General features: G+C 66.1%; 15 protein-coding genes. 10 read left to right on the forward strand and 5 right to left on the reverse strand.

Annotation, left to right across the window (positions count from 1 at the left end; genetic code table 11):
- Positions 1-40: 40 nt before the first annotated feature.
- Both clpX and clpP read right to left on the reverse strand, forming a co-directional pair.
- Positions 41-1,291, reverse strand: coding sequence for an ATP-dependent Clp protease ATP-binding subunit ClpX (gene clpX, locus ACUJ46_RS06030; protein WP_445389565.1), 1,251 nt, complete (start codon positions 1,289-1,291; stop codon positions 41-43).
- 115 nt (positions 1,292-1,406) lie between these two features.
- Positions 1,407-2,120, reverse strand: a complete 714-nt coding sequence (gene clpP, locus ACUJ46_RS06035) for an ATP-dependent Clp endopeptidase proteolytic subunit ClpP (RefSeq protein WP_445389566.1) — start codon at positions 2,118-2,120, stop codon at positions 1,407-1,409.
- A gap of 132 nt (positions 2,121-2,252) precedes the next feature.
- On the opposite strand from clpP, the gene ACUJ46_RS06040 reads away from it, so the two are divergent.
- Genes ACUJ46_RS06040 through ACUJ46_RS06050 form a run of 3 tightly spaced genes read left to right on the forward strand, consistent with a single transcriptional unit; the run spans position 2,253 to position 5,841 of the window.
- A complete protein-coding gene (locus tag ACUJ46_RS06040) occupies positions 2,253-2,984 on the forward strand; it encodes a transglycosylase SLT domain-containing protein (RefSeq protein ID WP_445389567.1) in 732 nt (243 codons plus the stop codon).
- A gap of 3 nt (positions 2,985-2,987) precedes the next feature.
- Positions 2,988-5,099, forward strand: coding sequence for a flagellar biosynthesis protein FlhA (locus ACUJ46_RS06045; protein ID WP_445389568.1), 2,112 nt, complete (start codon positions 2,988-2,990; stop codon positions 5,097-5,099).
- A 1-nt stretch (position 5,100) separates the two neighbouring features.
- On the forward strand, positions 5,101-5,841 hold the full coding sequence (locus ACUJ46_RS06050; protein WP_445389569.1) for a sigma-70 family RNA polymerase sigma factor: 741 nt from the start codon (positions 5,101-5,103) through the stop codon (positions 5,839-5,841).
- Between the two features lie 209 nt (positions 5,842-6,050).
- Here the strand turns inward: ACUJ46_RS06050 and ACUJ46_RS06055 are convergent, their stop codons facing one another.
- Positions 6,051-8,243: a flagellin N-terminal helical domain-containing protein gene (locus ACUJ46_RS06055; RefSeq protein WP_445389570.1), complete on the reverse strand. Its 2,193-nt coding sequence runs from the start codon at positions 8,241-8,243 to the stop codon at positions 6,051-6,053.
- 138 nt (positions 8,244-8,381) lie between these two features.
- On the opposite strand from ACUJ46_RS06055, the gene ACUJ46_RS06060 reads away from it, so the two are divergent.
- On the forward strand, positions 8,382-9,092 hold the full coding sequence (locus tag ACUJ46_RS06060) for an RluA family pseudouridine synthase (protein ID WP_445389571.1): 711 nt from the start codon (positions 8,382-8,384) through the stop codon (positions 9,090-9,092).
- Between the two features lie 6 nt (positions 9,093-9,098).
- Here ACUJ46_RS06060 and flgM read toward each other — a convergent pair whose 3' ends face one another.
- Positions 9,099-9,353: a flagellar biosynthesis anti-sigma factor FlgM gene (gene flgM / locus ACUJ46_RS06065; protein WP_445389572.1), complete on the reverse strand. Its 255-nt coding sequence runs from the start codon at positions 9,351-9,353 to the stop codon at positions 9,099-9,101.
- 203 nt (positions 9,354-9,556) lie between these two features.
- Positions 9,557-10,078, reverse strand: coding sequence for a flagella basal body P-ring formation protein FlgA (locus tag ACUJ46_RS06070; RefSeq protein ID WP_445389573.1), 522 nt, complete (start codon positions 10,076-10,078; stop codon positions 9,557-9,559).
- A 360-nt stretch (positions 10,079-10,438) separates the two neighbouring features.
- Here ACUJ46_RS06070 and flgB point away from each other — a divergent pair, with 360 nt between their 5' ends.
- Genes flgB through flgG form a run of 6 tightly spaced genes read left to right on the forward strand, consistent with a single transcriptional unit; the run spans position 10,439 to position 14,479 of the window.
- On the forward strand, positions 10,439-10,837 hold the full coding sequence (gene flgB / locus ACUJ46_RS06075; protein WP_445390138.1) for a flagellar basal body rod protein FlgB: 399 nt from the start codon (positions 10,439-10,441) through the stop codon (positions 10,835-10,837).
- Between the two features lies 1 nt (position 10,838).
- Complete coding sequence (gene flgC / locus ACUJ46_RS06080) at positions 10,839-11,240, forward strand: flagellar basal body rod protein FlgC (protein WP_445389574.1); 402 nt, start codon at positions 10,839-10,841, stop codon at positions 11,238-11,240.
- Positions 11,237-11,683: a flagellar hook assembly protein FlgD gene (locus ACUJ46_RS06085; RefSeq protein WP_445389575.1), complete on the forward strand. Its 447-nt coding sequence runs from the start codon at positions 11,237-11,239 to the stop codon at positions 11,681-11,683. The genes flgC and ACUJ46_RS06085 overlap by 4 nt, the downstream gene beginning before the upstream one ends.
- Before the next feature lie 15 nt (positions 11,684-11,698).
- Complete coding sequence (locus ACUJ46_RS06090; protein WP_445389576.1) at positions 11,699-12,934, forward strand: flagellar hook protein FlgE; 1,236 nt, start codon at positions 11,699-11,701, stop codon at positions 12,932-12,934.
- 5 nt (positions 12,935-12,939) lie between these two features.
- Positions 12,940-13,674, forward strand: a complete 735-nt coding sequence (locus ACUJ46_RS06095) for a flagellar basal body rod protein FlgF (RefSeq protein ID WP_445389577.1) — start codon at positions 12,940-12,942, stop codon at positions 13,672-13,674.
- Positions 13,675-13,693: 19 nt separating this feature from the next.
- Positions 13,694-14,479 carry a flagellar basal-body rod protein FlgG gene (gene flgG, locus ACUJ46_RS06100; RefSeq protein WP_445389578.1) on the forward strand — a complete coding sequence of 262 codons (786 nt, stop codon included), beginning with the start codon at positions 13,694-13,696 and terminating at the stop codon, positions 14,477-14,479.
- Positions 14,480-14,523 lie beyond the last annotated feature (44 nt).

Here is a 14,523-nt window from a genome sequence, read left to right on the forward strand (position 1 = left end):
CCAGGAATATGGGCGCTGGCCGCTTCCGTCAGGCGGGCCTTCAGGCTGCCTTTTCGGCACGCAGCATGCGGACAGGCTCCTTGTTGCCTTTCACCACATCGCCGTCGATCACCACTTCCTCGACCGTGTCCATTCCGGGAAGTTCGAACATGGTGTCCAGCAATATGGCTTCGAGGATGGAACGCAGACCGCGTGCCCCAGTCCTGCGCTCGATGGCGCGCCGGGCAATTTCGGAAAGCGCATCCTCGGTGAATGTCAGCTTCACGCCCTCCATTTCAAACAGGCGGGCATATTGCTTTGAAAGCGCGTTCTTCGGCTCGGTCAGGATCTTGATGAGCGCCGGCTCGTCGAGATCCTCGAGCGTTGCGATGACTGGCAGGCGGCCGACGAATTCCGGAATCAGGCCGAATTTCAGCAGATCCTCGGGTTCGCAATGGCGCAGCACCTCGCCGGTGCGGCGTTCGTCGGGGGCGGCCACATGCGCGCCGAAGCCGATGGACTTGCCCTGCAGTCGGTCGGAGATGATCCGGTCGAGCCCGGCAAAGGCACCGCCGCAGATGAACAGGATGTTGGTGGTATCGACCTGCAGGAATTCCTGCTGCGGATGCTTCCGGCCGCCCTGCGGGGGAACGCTGGCGGTGGTGCCTTCCATGATCTTCAGAAGCGCCTGCTGCACCCCCTCGCCAGAGACATCGCGGGTGATGGACGGATTGTCGGCCTTGCGGCTGATCTTGTCGATCTCGTCGATGTAGACGATGCCGCGCTGGGCGCGCTCGACATTATAGTCGCTCGCCTGCAGCAGCTTCAGGATGATGTTCTCGACATCCTCGCCCACATAGCCGGCTTCGGTCAGGGTGGTGGCGTCGGCCATGGTGAAGGGCACGTCGAGAATGCGGGCAAGAGTCTGGGCAAGCAGCGTCTTTCCGCAGCCGGTCGGCCCGACGAGCAGGATGTTCGACTTGGCGAGTTCAACCTCCGCGCCCTTCCCGCCATGGGAGAGGCGCTTGTAATGGTTGTGAACCGCGACGGAGAGAACGCGCTTGGCCTGGGACTGGCCGATCACATAATCGTCGAGCACCTTCATGATCTCGCGCGGGGTGGGCACGCCGTCCCGCGTCTTGACCAGGGCGTTCTTCGTTTCCTCGCGGATGATGTCGTTGCAAAGCTCGACACATTCATCACAGATGAAGACGGTAGGCCCTGCGATCAGCTTCTTCACCTCATGCTGGCTCTTTCCGCAGAAGGAGCAGTAGAGGATGCTTTTGCTGTCGCCGCTGGAAACTTTGCTCATGATCTCTCTTCCGGTCGCGCGCCATCGTGGCGCTGACACCCTGGCAGGTTAGCGCAGTTTCGCCCTATCGCAAGAGCGAAAGCGGGAAAGACGTGCGTCGCTGGCAGGCAGCGTCTCAAGCGGCTTTCTGGTCGCCGTCGGCCGGCACGGGGCGCTTTTCCATCACTTCGTCCACCAGGCCGAATGCCTTGGCTTCCTCGGCGGACATGAACTTGTCGCGTTCCATCGCATTCTCGATCACCTCGAGCGGCTGGCCCGTGAACTTCGCGTAGAGCTGGTTCATGTGGGCGCGGATGCGGATGATTTCGCGTGCCTGGATCTCGATGTCGGTTGCCTGACCCTGCGCCCCGCCCGAAGGCTGGTGCACCATGATCCGCGCATTGGCGAGCGAAACCCGCATGCCCGGCTCTCCGGCGGCAAGCAGGAAGCTGCCCATGGAAGCGGCCTGGCCGATGCAGACTGTTCCGACCTTGGGGCGGATATACTGCATGGTGTCGAAGATCGCCATGCCCGAGGTGATCACCCCGCCCGGCGAATTGATGTACATGTAGATGTCTTTCCTGGGGTTTTCCGCCTCCAGGAAAAGAAGCTGGGCCACGATCAGCGATGCCATTCCATCCTCGATCGGGCCATTCACGAAGATGATCCGTTCGCGCAGCAGCCGCGAGAAGATGTCAAACGAACGCTCACCGCGGCTCGACTGCTCGATGACGATCGGCACAAGACCCGCAAGGGGGCCTGCAGCAGGCGCCTCCCCTCCGGCAAAAGCGGGATTGAGGGCAGCGCCGAGCGCGGCGGCGGGGTTCAAGAGGAACTGGTCACGGTCCATGATAGCGTAAGTCGGGCCTTGCCGGGCCTTCGTCAAGCCCCGCGCGTCTGTCGCGGCGCCACTATCTGTGAATAGCTCCGAAGCGGAGGCAGTTCCGGCCATGCCCGGCACGCGCCTTGCTAGGCATTTGCCATGTTCGATCGTCTGCATCGCATGTCGGCAATGTCCGCTCCGGCGCCGGGAAGAGCTTCCGTCCTGTCCGCGCTGGAGGCTGCGGCAAAACGCACCGGGGTGGATTTCGGCGCCCTTTACCATGTCGCGCGTCTCGAATCCGGGCTCAATCCGGCGGCACGGGCAAAAACATCCTCCGCGACCGGCCTGTTCCAGTTCATCGAATCCACCTGGCTCGAAACCCTGCGCCGCCATGGCGCGCGCCATGGCATAGCGCCTTCAGGCCGTGCCGATGCACTGTCGCTGCGGACCGACCCGGGCATCGCCAGCCTGATGGCTGCAGAGCATATGGCGGACAATGGCGAAGCGCTGGCGCGCGGTCTTGGCCGGCAGGCGACCACCACGGATCTCTATCTCGCCCATTTCCTCGGCGTTGCCGGCGCTCTTGGCTTTCTTTCCGCCCTGCGCACCACGCCGGACCGTTCGGCGGCAGGCCTGTTGCCGCAAGCTGCCCGCGCCAACCGCGCCATCTTTTACGCGCCCGACGGCACGGCGCGCAGTCTCGAGCAGGTGCATGATCTTTTCGCCCGCAAGCTGGGCGGAACGGATGTGCCGGCACTATCGGCCAGTGCCGGCAAGGCTGTGCCGCCCGTCCTGTCCAGCCCCGGTCCTGACGAAGCGCAGATCCGGGACAGCAGGGCGCGTCTGGCCGCGCGTGCGGCCTATCTTCTTCTCGCGGACCTGGGGGTCTGAATAATGGAGCGCGCGGCGCAACTGAAAGCCGGTCTGTCCAGGTTCAGGGCCGGGTCCGCCCGCTTCTCGGCTTCGGCCCTGCTGCCTGTCGCGATCCTGGCGGTTGTCCTGCTGATGGTGGTGCCGGTTCCGGCGATCCTTCTCGACATTTTCTTTGTTTCCAACATCCTGCTTTCGCTGGTGATGCTGATGGTCGTGCTGCAGGCGCGTCGGCCGCTTGATTTCTCGACCTTTCCCACCGTCCTGCTGTTCGCCACGCTTTTCCGCCTTGCGCTCAATGTTGCCTCAACGCGGGTGGTTCTGGTTTCCGGCCATGAGGGAACGGACGCGGCCGGCCAGGTCATCGAGGCATTCGGCAAGGCGCTCATCGGCGGCAATTTCGTCGTCGGCCTCATCGTCTTCTCCATCCTGATGATCATCAACATGGCGGTGATCGCAAAGGGGGCTGGCCGGGTTTCGGAAGTCTCGGCGCGGTTCACCCTCGATGCCCTGCCGGGCAAGCAGATGGCGATCGATGCCGACCTGAATGCCGGAATGCTGACCCCGGAAGAGGCCCGCGCCCGCCGGCAGGATGTCGCAACCGAAGCCGACTTCTACGGATCGATGGATGGCGCCTCGAAGTTCGTGAAGGGCGATGCCGTCGCGGGCCTGCTCATCCTCGCCATCAACATCCTGGGCGGCCTCGTCATCGGCATGACCAGCCATGGCCTCGGCCTCGGTGAGGCAGCCGATCTCTACCTCCTTCTCTCGGTGGGCGATGCACTGGTTGCGCAAATCCCGGCGCTGCTGCTTTCGATCGCGGCGGCCGTCCTCGTCACCCGCACAACGGAGGACAAGGGCCTCGAACAGCAGCTTCGCCAGCAGTTCGCCGGCCCGGCGGCCTGGTGGCCGGCGGCCGCAATCCTGGGCGTGCTGTCGCTTGCGCCTTCCATGCCCATGGCGGTGCTGCTTCCGGCCGCGGCCGTGGCGGGCCTTGTGGGCTGGAAGCTTTCCCGTCCGGCAACCGCCGGCACAGCCTCTCCTGCCACGGTGGCCGAGCCAGCCGACCCGCCGCTCGACTGGGCCGAGATCGGCGAGGCGGCGGCAATCAACCTCGACATCGGTTACGGGCTGATCGCCCTCGTCGAGGGGGCTTCGCCGCTGATGCCGCGCATCACGGCGATCAGGCGGCAGATTTCGAAGGAACTGGGATTCGTCGTGCCCATGGTGCGCGTGCGGGACGATCTCGCCCTGCCGCCCCATGCCTATCGCATCGGCATCTGCGGCGAGGCGGCCGGCATGGGCGAGGCATGGCCGGCCGACCTGCTGGCGCTGGAAGCGGACAGCGTGACATCCACGATACCAGGCCGTGAAACGCGCGATCCGGTCTTCGGGCTCAACGCCCGGTGGATCATGCCCGAGCAGGAAGCGGACGCAGTTGCGGCCGGCTATACCGTGGTTGACCCGGCAACCGTGATCGGCACCCACCTTCACAAGCTTGTGAAGGACCGCGCGCCGCTGCTCTTCGGGCAGGACGAGGCGCATGCGCTGCTGGAGACGCTGGGCACGCGGCTGCCGCAACTGGCACAGAGCATCGGCCCCAAGGCCGTGCCGCTGGCGACCACGGCGTCCATGTGCCAGGCGCTTCTCGGGGAAGGCCTTTCCCTGCGCGAGTTTCCGCGCATCGCGGCCGCCTATGCGCAGGTTCTGCCGCGAAGCCAGGATCCGGTCGAACTGGCCGAACTGGTGCGCGAGAAGATCGGCGGGCTGATCGTGGCCACCCTGCTGCCAGATGGCGGAACGCTGCGGCTCCTGGCGCTCGCGCCACGCCTTGAAGCGCTTCTCGCTGCCGCGTGGCGGGCTTCCCCGCAGGCGGCCTTCCCGTTCGAGCCGGGCCTTGCCGCCCGCGTGGCAGAAGCCGTGAAGGAGGCCGCCGCGATACATCGCGCCGATGGCGGCGCCCTGGCGCTGGTGAGCCAGCCCGGCCCCCGCCGCGCCATCAGCCGGCTTCTGAAGGGAATCGCCCTGCCCGTTCTTTCCTTCACCGAACTGCCCGACAGCTGCGCCCTGGAGATCGTTTCCGTCATCGGGGACGAGATCGCCGGCGCGCCATCATCCGATCCGGAGGGATACTGACATGGATGCACGCCTCGGCCTGAACCAGGGCCTCTACACCCCGGCAGCACTGGCCCGGGCAGACCCTGAGCGTCTGATACGCAACCACCTGGGTCTGGTCAGGAAACTGGCCTGGCACACGCATGGCCGCGTCTCGACAGCGCTGGACGTGGAGGAGCTTGTGCAGATCGGCATGGTCGCGCTGATCGAGGCCGCACGCAGCTTCGAGGATCGTGGCCACGCCGCCTTCGCTACCTATGCCACGATGCGCGTTCGCGGCGCCATGATCGATGCACTGCGCAAGCAGGCCACCATGTGCCGTTCTGCCCTGCGCAAGCGCCGTTCCCTCAATGCCGCGCGCGAGGCGCTTTCCGGGCTGCTTGGCCGGGCACCGACCGAGCCGGAACTTGCAGCCCACATGGAAATCCCCCTCACCGAGCTTCAGGACATCATCTCGGCCACCCGCGGGCTGCGCTATGAATCCATCGACGAGGTCTATTCCGATCACAGCATCTGGTTTGCCGATGACGATCCGGATGCCTTCGAAGTCCTCCACTCGGGCGACATGCGGCGGGCGCTTGCGGGCGCCATCAGCCAGTTGCCCGAGCGCGAGGCGATGGTGCTGCAGCTTTATTTCGTCGAGGAACTGAACCTTGAGGAGATCGGCCAGACCCTCGGCGTCGGCGCCGCCCGGGTCTGCCAGATCAAGAAGGTCGCGCTCGACAAGCTGCGCGGCCTGCTGGGCAGATGGAACGAAGACTGATCCCCCGCCAACCCACCACCCGACCTTTCCGCAAGACTGACGCCCATGGCCCCCTGCCATGGGCGCTTTTTTTGGCCCCGGGCCAGCCGCCATAAACCTGACCACAGAATCCGCGCCACAAAATCCCGTCCAGCGGGAGGACGCACGCAAAAAAGGGGCGGACCATCTGGCCCGCCCCTTCCTGCTGAAGCGCGATGAACGCCGGCGCGTCAGCGCAGCAGGGACAGCACGCCCTGCTTGCTCTGGTTGGCCTGGGCAAGCATCGCCTGGGCTGCCTGCGAGAGGATCTGCCCGCGCGCCAGTTCGGTCGTCTCGGCCGCGAAATCCGCATCCTGGATCCGCGAGCGCGAGGCGACCATGTTGGTGTTCGAGCTCGTCAGGTTGTTGATCGTCGCTTCCAGACGGTTCTGCACCGCACCCAGCTCGGCCCGGTTGATCGAGATGGACTTCAGCGCCTCGTCGATGGAGGCAAGCGCGGCCGTCGCGCCATCCTGTGTCGCGATATCGATGTCCTTCACCTTCAGGCCACCGAGGTCTGCGCCATAGCGGTTTTCCTCGAACCCGAGCGCGGCGAAGTTCGAACTGGCCCCGAAGCCCTGGCTGCCGGCCCTGACTTCGATCGCCCGCGAACTGGACAGGGTGACCTGCGCATAAGCCGTCTGCACATTCTCGGCCGCGATGCTGGTCGGGTCGGTCACGCCAAGCGCGGTATAGCTGGTGCCGGTGCCGGCGATGCTGGCACTGCCGAGGCCGAAGTTGGCGGCGGTCGCCTCGTCGGAATCGAGCCAGACCGAAATGTTCCGGCCATCGGCCGCAGTCAGCGAAAGACCGCCACGGCCATTGTCGTTGGCTACCACCCCGGTGGAGCCGCTGTTGTTGTTGATGGCGGCGGCCACATTCTCGCGGGTCTGCTGGGCGCTGTCACCGGCTTTCAGCGCAATGTCCATCGAGACGCCGTTGATCACCAGCGTCGCCGTCGCGTCCGCGCCGATGACGGTGGTGTCCGTTGCCTCGATGGTCAGTGCCGCAGCCGATGCCGTCACGCCGGTCTGGGCGCTGCTTTCGTTGATGGCAGCGGCAATGGCAATGGCGCTCGCTGCCTTGCTGCTCGACCCGGCCGTGGTGTCGGAAATGGTGTCATCCGAATCCTTCGAAGCGCGGATCGAGACCCCATTGAGCACCAGATCGCCGGTTTCCAGTGCCCGGACATCGGCGCCAGCCGCCGAAACCGCAACAGCGCGCGCATCGGTGGACATGGTGGATACGCCACGATCATAGCTGCCCGCAGCAAGGCCCGAGCGCGAAAGCCGGCCCGAGCCGACCGAATCCACCTGGATCGGCCCGCCGGAGCTGGAAACGAGGCTGTAGGTGCCCGACTGCGTGCCGGCCTTGAGCCCCGTTGCGGCTTCCGTCAGCGTGTCGAGCTGAATGTCGATGTTGCGCCCGTCGGCAGCTTCCAGCCTGATGCCCAGGTTGGAATCGCCGGTATCGACGGCCCTGACCCCGGTCTGGCCCGAGATGAGGTTGATGGCGTCGACAACAGCGGTGCGCGAGGCGGCTTCGTTGGAGGTGGTCGTGATCGAGCCGGTGGTTACACCATTGACGGTGACGGTGCCGGTCAGGGCCGCGGCGGTCATGGCCGTTCCGGTCATGGTGGTGGCGCCCACCACGGCGCGCACACCTGTCTGGTCGGAGACACGGTTGATGGCTGCCGCCTTCGCCAGCGCGCTTGCTTCCTTTGCCACGCTCGACAGATTGTCGTCCGCTTCGCGCGAGCTGCCGATGACGACGCCGTTGATCCGGAGATCGTTCGCCTGAAGCGCCTGGTTGGCGACAAGGTTGGCGGCAGAGGTCTCGAAGGCGCCGGTCGCGGTCAGGCCGGGCACGCTGCCGGTGCCAAGGTCGCCGGCGCGCGCCGAACCGATGGCGAGCTTCACAGTCTGTCCGGCACGGGAACCGGTCTGCAGCGACAGGTTGTTGGACGAGCCGTCGAGCAGGCGGATGCCGTTGAAGCTGGTGCGGCTGGCCACATTGTCGATTTCGCCCACCAGCTGCGTCACTTCTGCCTGAAGCGCCTGTCGGTCATCGCCCGAGATGGTGCCGTTGGCGGCCTGCACGGAAAGTTCGCGCATGCGTTGCAGCATGTTGGTGATTTCACCCATCGCGGTTTCGGCCGTCTGCGCCAGCGAGATGCCGTCGCCGGCGTTGCGGATGGCGACGGTGAGGCCGCGGACATCGGCGGTCATGCGCTGGGCAATGGCGAGGCCTGCGGCATCGTCCTTCGCGCTGTTGATCCTCAGGCCAGTGGAAAGCCGCTCCATGGCCGTGTCGAGGCTTGCCTGGGCCATGCGGCTGCCGCTCTGTGCCTTCAGGGCAGAAAGATTGGTGTTGATGATGCTCATCTGGTCACTTCCTCGCAAGATCGGGCGATTAGACCCGGTTCGAAGACGCTTCCGGCATCGCCTGCCATTGCGCTTCCGGGTGCCTTCACGGCTGCCTCCATCCGATGTTAAGCGGATCATCTGAAAGGAAATGCCGCCATGCCAGCCGGCCCAGCCGAACGCCAAGCAGGCAAGGCCCTGCCACCGGTCATCGCCGAGGGGCGCGGCTGGTTCGTGATCGACAAGCCGGCGGGTCTTGCCGTTCACCCCGGCCCGAAAACGCCGCACAGCCTGGAGGCGCTCCTGCCAGCCTATGCGCCGGGCCGCCCGCTGCCTGCGCCCGCCCACAGGCTCGATCGGGATACCTCCGGCTGCCTGGTTCTGGCGCGCAGGGCCTCGGTCCTGCGGCGGCTGGCGGCGGCATTTGCGGCCGGCCAGGTCGAAAAGCGCTACTGGGCCATCATCGAGAATGCGCCCATGGCCGAAAGTGGCCATGTCGATTGCCCGCTTGCCAAGACATCGACGCGCGCCGGCGGCTGGCGGATGGTGGAGGATGAAAGCGGCAAGCCCGCACGCACTGGCTGGACCGTGCTGGCGCGGCAAGACGGGCTGGCGCTGGTGGAATTCCGGCCGGAAACGGGGCGCACCCACCAGATCCGCGTGCATGCTACGAAGCTGGCGCCGGGGGCCGCGATCCTCGGGGACCCTGTCTATGGCCGCGCGCATCCGGCCGGCATGATGCTGCACGCGCGGGAAATCCGCTTCCCTGACCCGGACCAGCCGGCCGACGCCGGCCCACCAGACATGAAAACGGCCGAGGCGCCCTGCCCCGGCCGTTTTCTGGCCCTCGGTTTCGACTGGACCGGTTGAGGCCGGTCAGGCCTTGATGTCGCGCAGCATGGCCGCAGCGAGCCTGTCCGGCTCCACCCGGTAGCGTCCAGCTTCGATATCCGCCTTCAGGGCAGCTACGCGGCGGCTGTCCACGGGCGGCGCTGCAGCCATGTCCCGGGCGACGGTGCGAAGGCTGTTGTCGGCAGCGGCAGGGCCACGTGATCCCGCCGGTGCGTCCCAGGGCGCAATGGGGGAGCGGGCAACCGGCTTCAGAACATGCTTCATGACTTGCTCGGGCATGGTCTTGCCATTGCCGCCGGCCAATCTGGTGAAAGGCTCACGCGGTGTATCCGAAAGTTTCGGCTGCATCGGAAAGGCGGATAATCCGCCGGTCACTCCATCCACCATCCTGCCATCCATCCCTGTCTGTCTTGCCGGCCAATGACCGGGTCATCGGCATTCACAGGCCATGATACGGCTGTGGCCCCGCAGGTTTTAGGGCTTTATCTGTGCTGGTCCTGAACAGCCTGACCTGCCAGAAGAAGCGTGCCATCCGGCCCGGCAAGGGCAGCGATCCTGACGCCGCTTAGCGGGTTGCGCAGCATGATGCGCTCACCCGGGCGCGCATCGCCAAGGGCGACCGCTTCCATCTCGATCCGGTAACCCGCTCCGGCGCGCGCCACCCGCACGACATCCCCCCGCCGGATGACAGGCGCCGGCCGCCTTGCCAGGCCCATGCCCTCATCGCCCATGGACGGATTCGCAAACAGCGGAATGGAAAGGCGCCAGCCTGTCTGCACACAGCGCGCCACAAGCCTGTCATGCACGGGGGCGGCCCATTCCAGCAGGATTTCCGCCGGGCAGTCCGGAACCTGGAGACGTGGGTCCATTCCGACAGGCTGCCCGGCCATGGCCCGCGCGCGCGCTTCGAGCTGCCTGGCCGAAGCCTGTGCCGGCCCCGCCACCAGAATGCCAACCCCGACCAGAACCGCCGCCAGACCGGACGCCACCGGGCCAGACGTCACTGGGCCATAACGGGAAATCCGGGTTGGAAAGCGGCTCGATTTCAGCATGACATTCCTTACGCGCAAGGCCCTTCTCCCGCTGTTGCATGGCATGCAGGATGCAAGGCCGATGCCAGCTGGCCGTTCAGGCTGATGCGAGGGGCCGGCCCTGGCGGATTCCGCAAAGGCGCCTGCCCCTCAGCCGGCACAGGCCTGCCACCCCGGCAAGCCATGGCGGCACCAATGTGCCGGGCCGGAAGCTGCACCGCCTTGTCTGCCCTATGCCGGATTGCCTGATGCCCGCCCTTCCCGCGTGGATGGCATGGCTCTTGCTTGATGCCTGACGAAGCCCGGCAGCGGGTGCGGCGGAGAGAGGCGGCGATGAACAGGCTGGATCGGTTTCTCGGTGTGCATGGGCAGGCGCTCGCGCTTCGGTCCGAGCGCATGTCGATCCTTGCCTCCAACATCGCCAATGCCGCCACCCCCGGATACAAGGCGCGCGACCTTGATTTCGCCCGCCTGATGCAGGCTGGCAAAGGCGCACGCGGGGCAGGCGCGGCGCTCGCGGCGACCAGCGCCGGCCACATCACCACCCCCGTGCAGCAGGCCATGCCCCGCATTGCCTATCGCGTCCCGGTGCAGCCGTCGCTCGATGGCAATACGGTCGAGCTTGCAACCGAACAGCTTCAGTTCGCAGAGACGGCGCTTCGCTACCGCTCCACGCTTTCCATCCTCAACGGCCGCATCGGCTCGCTGATGTCCGCCCTGAAGGAGCAATGAAATGACCCTCAGCCTTTTCGACATCGCCGGCAGGGCCATGTCCGCACAGCTTGTCCGGCTCAACAGTTCGGCCTCCAATCTCGCCAATGCCGATGCTGTCGCCTCCAGCGCGGAGACCGCCTACCGGCCGCTGAAGCCCGTGTTCCAGACGCTCTACGAAGGAGCCAGCGGCCGGGCGACCGTGGGCGTGCTGGGCGTGGTGCAGTCGAACGCCGCCCCGCGCACCCGGCATGAACCGGGCCACCCGCTGGCGGATGCGGCGGGCCATGTGCACGTTTCGCCCGTGGATCCGAATGCCGAACTCGTCGAAATCGTCGAGACAAGCCGCCAGTATCGCAACAACATCGAGGTGCTGGAGACCGCGAAGTCGCTCACCCTCGAAACGCTGCGGCTCGGCCAATGACGGGCGCGGTCAGTGCCGAAGGCGGGCGCGGCGACCAGGTGGCGGGGGGCGCCACCGGCCAGGGTTCTGGCCAGGGCATTGGCCAGGGTCTGGGTCTGGGTCAGGGGCTGGGCCAGGGGGATTTCCTCACCCTCCTCGTCACCCAGCTCAAAAATCAGGATCCGCTCAACCCGCTTCAGAATGAAGCCTTCGTGGCCCAGCTCGCGCAATTCTCGACAGTGTCGGGCATCACCGAAATGAACGCCTCCCTGAAGCAGATTGCCGAAAGCATGGGCGCCGAAGGCATGGCCGCCGCCCCCGGCTGGATCGGCCGCAGCATCGAGACATCGGATGGCATGGCAGGGCGTGTCGCCTCAGTCCGTTTCGGGGCCGATGGCAGCCTTGCCCTCATGCTGGAGGATGGCGCGGCCGTCCCCCTGTCCGCCGTCACCACTCTTGCCTGAGAGGAGCAACCGCAGATGACCTTCTCCACCTCGCTCACCGGCCTCAACGCCGCCCAGACGGAACTGACATCCCTGTCAAACAATATCGCCAATGCCGGAACGACGGGCTTCAAGAAATCCCGTGTGGAATTCGGCGATCTCGTCGCCCGTTCCCCCACCCAGGCCCCCAATCGTGTCAATGGCGTCGGCGTGCAGGTGGCGGCGGTGAAGCAGCAATTCGCCCAGGGCGGTGTCCAGACCAGCAGCAACACCCTCGACATGATGATCGGCGGCCCCGGCTTCTTCCTCGTGAAAGGCGGTGGTGACCGGGCCGACAGCCTCGCCCTCTCCCGCAACGGGGCCTTTTCCATGGATGCGGGCCGCTGGGTGATCGATAACGAAGGGCGGCGTCTGCAGGTTCTGCCTGTCACGCCGGATGGAAGCCCGACCGCCGTGGGCGCCAGCGCCCTTCAGGCGCTCCGCATCCCCGAGACATCCGGCGAGCCGCAGGCCACGGGCGCGGTGCGCTTCATCGCCAACCTCCCGGCCACGGCGCCAGCACCCGCAGCCGCCTTTTCCCCGTCCAGCCCGGCCAGCTACAATCATGCGGCATCCGAAACCGTCTTCGATGCCAACGGCAACGCCAGCACCCTCACCCTTTATTACCGCCGCCTGGAAAGCCCGCCCGGCGATACGGGGAAATATTGGGAAGTGCATGGGGTTGCAGGCAATACGCCGGCCTCGCCCGTTCCCGGTCCCGGCCCGCTTGTCCTCAGCTTCGATGCGGATGGCGTGCTGATCGATCCGCCCGGCCCCGTGGCCTTCGATACCGGTTTCACGATCGACCATGCCGGAACCGCCACTGCAGCATCGCCATTTACCGTTTCCTTCTCTGAGCAGGATGGCTACGCCCCCGGCCGTCTCGAGGGCGTCGGCGTCGATCTGGCTGGCGTGGTTCGCGCCAGCTTTTCCAATGGCGAAACGCTCGCCATCGGCAAGCTCGCGCTCGGCAATGTCGCCAATCCGCAAGGGCTGAAGGAAATCGGCAACGCCAGCTGGGCGCTTGGCCCGGCATCGGGATCGCTGATGGTGGGCCAGCCGAACAGCGATGGCTATGGCACGATCATGGCCGGCGCGCTCGAACGCTCCAACGTCGACCTCACGGAAGAGCTGGTCGGGCTGATTTCGGCCCAGCGCAATTTCCAGGCCAATGCCCGCGCCATCGATACCGCCTCCAGCCTTCTTCAGACCATTATCCAGCTGCGGTCCTGATCGGCATGGACCGGCTCGTCTATACCGCGCTTTCCGGCCTGCAGCGGGCGCAGGAAGCGCAGGCTGTCACGGCGCACAATCTCGCCAATGCGTCCACGCCCGGCTTCCGGCGCGAAATGGCGGCCCTGTCCGCCGGCTGGCTGGCGGCCGATGGCGCGGCGCTTTCGGGGCGGGTGCAATCCGGCGGGGAATCGCCGCATGATCTGCTTCGCCCTGGCCGGGTGGACGTGACCGGCAATCCTCTCGACATCGCTATGAACGGCGGTGCCTGGCTGGTCGTGGAGGATGGCGCGGGCGAAGCCGCGCTCACGCGCCGTGGCGATCTCAGGATCGACCCGGAAGGACGCCTCCTGACCGGGGATGGCCGGCCGGTTCTTGGGGAGGATGGCCCGATACGGGTGGCTGCAGGCTTCGCTTCCCTTTCCATCGCACCCGATGGCACGCTCCAGACACGGCTTGCACCGGATGCGCCCTTCATCCCGGTTGGGCGGATCCGGCTGGCATCACCAGACCCGATGACACTGACGCGGGGCGCCGATGGCCTTTTCCGCACCCCGGAAACCGAAACCGACCCGACTGCAACCGTCACGCCGGGCGCGCTCGAACGCTCGAACGTGGAATCCGCGACGCAGCTCGTCGACCTGATCGAGCAGACCCGCCGTTTCGAGCTTCAGACAAAGCTTATTTCTGCTGCGCGGGACATGGATGAAGCAAGCGCCGCACTGATGCGGCTGGACTGACTGAAGGGAGACCAGACCCATGGCCAATGCCCTCCATACGGCCCGCTCCGGCCTCGAAGCTCTGGATGCGAAGCTGCGAACCATCTCCAACAACCTCGCCAACGCCAACACCGTCGGCTTCAAGCGCGACCGCGCCGCCTTCGAGACGCTGCTTTACCAGACCGAGCGCCCGGCAGGGGCGCCAGCCGGCGCCGACCAGCGGTTCGGCATGGGGCTTTCCACCGGCGCCGGGGTCCGCATTGCCGGAAGCGAGCGTGTCCACAGCCAGGGCAGTTTCACCATCACGGGCAATGCGCTCGATCTCGCCATCGACGGCGAAGGGCTGTTCGAGGTGAGCCTTGCCGATGGCCGGGCCGCCTTCACCCGCGCCGGGGCCTTCACCCGCGATGCGGAAGGCCGCCTTGTTACCGCACAGGGGCACCCGCTGGCACCGGGCATCCAGGTTCCCGAAGGCGCGACCGGCATCACTACGGGCCCGGATGGCACGGTTTCGGCCATGCTGCCGGGCGAAACCACGCCCGCCGATCTGGGCCGGCTGACGCTGTCGGCCTTCATCAACCCGGCCGGTCTGGAGCCGATGGGGGAAAATCTCTTTCTCGAATCCGCTGCCTCCGGCCCGCCGCAGCAGGGCAACCCGGGCGAGAATGGCCTTGGTCGAATCCGCCAGGGCAGCCTTGAAGCATCGAACGTGTCGGCCGTTCAGGAGCTGGTGGACATGATCGAGACCCAGCGTGCTTATGAAATCAATTCCAAGGTGATCTCGGCCTCGGATGAGATGATGCGTTATGTCAACCAGGCGGTCTGACCGGCTTTGCGCCCTGTTTCCGATAGGGGCGGGCCTGATCCTGT

This window comes from Sandaracinobacteroides sp. A072, assembly GCF_052616365.1.

What these genes read in the sequence shown, in the direction of transcription:
- ACUJ46_RS06050 (WP_445389569.1), top strand. Translation starts at nt 5,101, where the DNA reads ATGGATGCACGCCTCGGCCTGAACCAGGGCCTCTACACCCCGGCAGCA.
- clpX (WP_445389565.1), bottom strand. Translation starts at nt 1,291, where the DNA reads ATGAGCAAAGTTTCCAGCGGCGACAGCAAAAGCATCCTCTACTGCTCC.
- ACUJ46_RS06055 (WP_445389570.1), bottom strand. Translation starts at nt 8,243, where the DNA reads ATGAGCATCATCAACACCAATCTTTCTGCCCTGAAGGCACAGAGCGGC.
- ACUJ46_RS06045 (WP_445389568.1), top strand. Translation starts at nt 2,988, where the DNA reads ATGGAGCGCGCGGCGCAACTGAAAGCCGGTCTGTCCAGGTTCAGGGCC.
- flgC (WP_445389574.1), top strand. Translation starts at nt 10,839, where the DNA reads ATGACCCTCAGCCTTTTCGACATCGCCGGCAGGGCCATGTCCGCACAG.
- flgG (WP_445389578.1), top strand. Translation starts at nt 13,694, where the DNA reads ATGGCCAATGCCCTCCATACGGCCCGCTCCGGCCTCGAAGCTCTGGAT.
- ACUJ46_RS06060 (WP_445389571.1), top strand. Translation starts at nt 8,382, where the DNA reads ATGCCAGCCGGCCCAGCCGAACGCCAAGCAGGCAAGGCCCTGCCACCG.
- flgB (WP_445390138.1), top strand. Translation starts at nt 10,439, where the DNA reads ATGAACAGGCTGGATCGGTTTCTCGGTGTGCATGGGCAGGCGCTCGCG.
- ACUJ46_RS06090 (WP_445389576.1), top strand. Translation starts at nt 11,699, where the DNA reads ATGACCTTCTCCACCTCGCTCACCGGCCTCAACGCCGCCCAGACGGAA.
- ACUJ46_RS06095 (WP_445389577.1), top strand. Translation starts at nt 12,940, where the DNA reads ATGGACCGGCTCGTCTATACCGCGCTTTCCGGCCTGCAGCGGGCGCAG.
- clpP (WP_445389566.1), bottom strand. Translation starts at nt 2,120, where the DNA reads ATGGACCGTGACCAGTTCCTCTTGAACCCCGCCGCCGCGCTCGGCGCT.
- ACUJ46_RS06040 (WP_445389567.1), top strand. Translation starts at nt 2,253, where the DNA reads ATGTTCGATCGTCTGCATCGCATGTCGGCAATGTCCGCTCCGGCGCCG.
- ACUJ46_RS06085 (WP_445389575.1), top strand. Translation starts at nt 11,237, where the DNA reads ATGACGGGCGCGGTCAGTGCCGAAGGCGGGCGCGGCGACCAGGTGGCG.
- flgM (WP_445389572.1), bottom strand. Translation starts at nt 9,353, where the DNA reads ATGCCCGAGCAAGTCATGAAGCATGTTCTGAAGCCGGTTGCCCGCTCC.